Source organism: Eubacterium sp. CAG:161 (genome assembly GCF_000432355.1).
Lineage (GTDB): Bacteria > Bacillota > Clostridia > Lachnospirales > Lachnospiraceae > Eubacterium_G > Eubacterium_G segne.
On sequence record NZ_HF991869.1, the window covers coordinates 1 to 3,937 of the forward strand.

Genomic DNA, 3,937 nt, shown 5'->3' on the forward strand with positions numbered 1-3,937 from the left:
TCGAAAGTTCGATTTCTCGGCTTCCGCCTCGGTCGTTGCTTCTTAGGAGTTTTTTGTGTTTGCACATATATATATGGAAAATCTTAAAATTAAAACACTTTCCTAAAAAATTAATCCCATATATAAAAATATAATACTAACAAATAACTCTTTACAAATGTACAATTTAAATAAATATTTAATCAAATGAAAGAGAGGTTTATGAAATGAAAAGGTTGAAGAAATTTGGTGCGATTATTTGTGCCATTGCAATGATAGTATCTTCGATTACATACTATCCAACAAACAATATAAGTGCAGCATCATTACCTAAGAAAGTATTAGGACTTGTTGCTGTTAGCAAAAGTGGTCCGGATACAATTGAAAATGCAATTATGTTTGCATGGGCAGGAGCCGATGACACAGCAAATGTAGATGGATATGATCCAACTGTTACAGCAACAGTCATTTATATTTACAAGGATGGAAAGTTAGTTACAAAGATTGGCAATGCTACAAAAGGCGGTGTAGTAGGTGGACTTTCAGCAGGTTCATATACAGCGCGGGCTGCAAATGTAAACAGCATGGGTGAGGGATCATTATCAGAAGAAGTTAGCTTTACAGTAACAGGAGCAACTCTTAATTACACATATCCTGTTAATTGCATAGGTCCAAAAACACCGGCGGGATTAAGTTATATTACAGGAAATCCGGAAGTTCCTGCTGACAATCCGGCGCAGGCAGACAATAAATTAGGTGTTGCATGGGCACCATCATCAGAAGCAAGTATTCCATCAGCAGATTCATCAGTTGTAGGTTACAATTTATATTTATTTGATGCAAAGACAGGTACACCTTACAGACGTGTATATGTAGACGGAATTACCAATTCAAATGTTATATTGGAAAGTGTATCGGCAGGGGGTTGGAAAGTGTATCGGCAGGTGAATATCTGGCATATTTATCAGCAGTGGATGCAGAAGGCAGAGAGTCAGCTTTGGCGGCAACATCATTTGGTCGGTCATCAAAGGTTACTGTTAAAGGTCAGTTTATAGATAATGCACAGTCATTTGACAAACCAAATCAGCCAACATTACCACTTGGACTTTCAATTTTAACAGAAGGTATAGACTATGGATTTACTATTGCATGGTCTAATGTGGCAGATTTAACAGGTCAGAGATTGAATCTTTTTGTAGATGGTGTTTGTATTAAGGTAGGAATCAATGGGGATGTGGCAAGTTACTATGAAAACAGACTTGCGACAGGTACATATGAAGTAGAAGTAAGATCACAGTATACAAGTAACAATGTAGAATCATTTGGATTAAAGAAAACTGTGTCAATTAAGGCAGACCCTGGACTCTCAGGAAGAACACCTGCAGAACTTGCAGATCCTGCATATTCAGAATACGAGGAACCAACTACAAATCCAACAACTACTGCAGAACCAACAACTACTGCAAAACCAACTTCAGAAAATGAAACAACACCAGTAGTTGAGACAACTCCATCAGTTGAGACAACACCTGAAATAGAAACTACAACTGAGAAAACAGAGACAACACCAGCAGTAGAAACTACAAAGCCACAGGAGCCAAATACAAATGCACAAACAACAACTAAAAAACAACCAAGTCAGACTACAAAAACATCATCTGTAAAGGTTGGAAAGACAGTTGTTAAAAAAGCAATTAAAAAGAAAAATGCTAAGAAAATAAGTCTTACATTGAAGAGAGTTAAAGGCGCAACCAAGTACAAAGTACAGATTGCAAAAGATAAGAAGTTTAAAAAGACAATAGTGACAAAAACAACTAAGAAATTGACATATAGTGTATCAAATAGCAAGTTTAAAAAGGCTAAAAAATTGTATGCAAGAGCAAAAGCCATTGTTGTCAAAGGAAAGAAAACTTATCAGGGCAAATGGTCAAAGCCAAAGCAGGTTAAGATAAAAAAATAAAATTATAAACAGTTAAACAGAAGGGAAAGCCAAAATCCGGTTTTCTCTTCTTTTTTAATGCTTGGAAACAATACATTTGACACTAATGAAGCGTCAGACACCGATAAAGCAGTCATTAAAGCCTTATCAATTTAGCTAACAGTAACTACAATAAAAAAATGATGAAATGCCCAATATTCTCAACATAGATTTATTTTATTAAAACTTATGCTATAATTATACTAATGTTTTGATGTCAAAAGTTCTTTTAACACTCAAGATACAGATTGCCACGTGCCATATGCTCCTGCAATCCTCATATTAATACGAAAATAACGAAAAGGAATCATAAATGGAAAAGTCAGTTTTAAATCAAATATGTACGCTATATGATAGTTTTTTTGAAACAGAAAAGAAAATAGGCGATTATATTATCAGGAATCCCAAAGATATAGTGGATGTAACCGTTGGAGAACTGGCAGTTAAATGTCAGGTTAGCGAAGCTTCCATATCAAGATTTTGTAAAAAAATCGGGTTAAAAGGATTTCATCATTTGAAAATATCCATTGCAAAGGAACTGGTAAATAGAGAGGATAATGAAGAATACAGTAATGATATTTCAATAGACAACAAAAAACAGTCTCTAAAAAGTATTCTTGCCAATAAGGTTGCGGAATTAACCCAGACAGTTTCCATGATGGATACGGATAATCTTGATGAAATATTAAACAAAATCAATAATGCCAGAAGCGTGTTATTTGCAGCTGCGGGAAATACCATTCCCGTTGCAATGGACGGAGCCTATAAATTAAATCAAATTGGGATTCCTGCCATATCCACACCGGTTTTGGAAACACAACTTGCTTTCGTATAAGTGTATTGATGCAAAATTATATTTAATCATTTTACAGGAGGTTGGATTTATGAGAGAAATTAAATGGGCAGTACTTGGAACTGGAGTTATTGCAAATCAGATGGCTGAGGCTTTACAAAAGAACGGAAAAAGCATCTATTCAGTTGCTAACAGAACACATGAAAAGGCAGTTCAATTTGCGAAAAAATATAATATAGCCAAAGTATATGACAACATGAATGACGTATTTGATGATCCTGAGGTGGATGTGGTTTATATTACAACTCCTCACAATACACATATAGAATTTATGAAAAAGGCTATTAACCACGGAAAGCATATTCTGGTAGAAAAATCCATTACATTAAACAGCGATGAATTAAATGAAGCTTTGACGTTGGCTGATGAAAAGAATGTTGTTGTTGGAGAGGCAATGACAATATTCCATATGCCAATATATAAAGAGCTTAAAAGAATCATAGATTCCGGAACTTTAGGCAAGATAAACCTTATCACAATGAATTTTGGCAGTTTTAAGGAATACGACATGAACAATCGTTTCTTTAACAGAAATCTCGCCGGTGGAGCTATGCTGGATATAGGTGTTTATGCTCTTTCATTTATCAGATGGTTTATGGATTCTAAACCAACTAAAATTCTGTCTCAGGTAAAAACGGCACCAACCGGCGTGGATGAACAGGCCGGATTATTACTTATGAATAATGAAGGTCAGATGGCATCAGTTATGCTTTCACTTCATTCTAAACAACCTAAGAGAGGCATGATTTCCTGTGAAAAGGGATATATAGAAATTTTAGAATATCCAAGAGCCTGGGAGGCAACAATTACCGATGCAGAAACAGGTAAAACAGAAGTTATTAAAGCCGGTGAAAATGCAGACGCCCTTGCTTATGAGCTTGCTGATATGGAACGTGCAATAAACGGTGATACAGCGTGCATGCATCTTGAATATACAAAAGATGTTATGGAATTAATGACAGCCTTCAGAAAGGAATGGGGATTAAAATACCCTGAAGAAGAATAATTAAACTTTCCCTTAATATATAAAAATTCTTAACTGGCAGAACTGCATTGTGTATTGTCAACGCAGTTCTGTCATATTTATTTGTATAATCTCCACCACTAATAGTTTTTCATACAATTTT

3 protein-coding genes are annotated in these 3,937 nt (G+C 35.3%); all 3 read left to right on the plus strand.

All coding sequences use genetic code 11. The annotated features are described in order from the left end of the window. Positions 1-904: 904 nt before the first annotated feature. On the plus strand, positions 905-1,939 hold the full coding sequence (locus tag Q5O30_RS06485; protein WP_302674623.1) for a hypothetical protein: 1,035 nt from the start codon (positions 905-907) through the stop codon (positions 1,937-1,939). Positions 1,940-2,270: 331 nt separating this feature from the next. Next, positions 2,271-2,792 carry a MurR/RpiR family transcriptional regulator gene (locus Q5O30_RS06490; RefSeq protein ID WP_021952940.1) on the plus strand — a complete coding sequence of 174 codons (522 nt, stop codon included), beginning with the start codon at positions 2,271-2,273 and terminating at the stop codon, positions 2,790-2,792. A 49-nt stretch (positions 2,793-2,841) separates the two neighbouring features. Beyond that, complete coding sequence (locus tag Q5O30_RS06495; RefSeq protein WP_021952941.1) at positions 2,842-3,816, plus strand: Gfo/Idh/MocA family protein; 975 nt, start codon at positions 2,842-2,844, stop codon at positions 3,814-3,816. Positions 3,817-3,937: the final 121 nt, after the last annotated feature.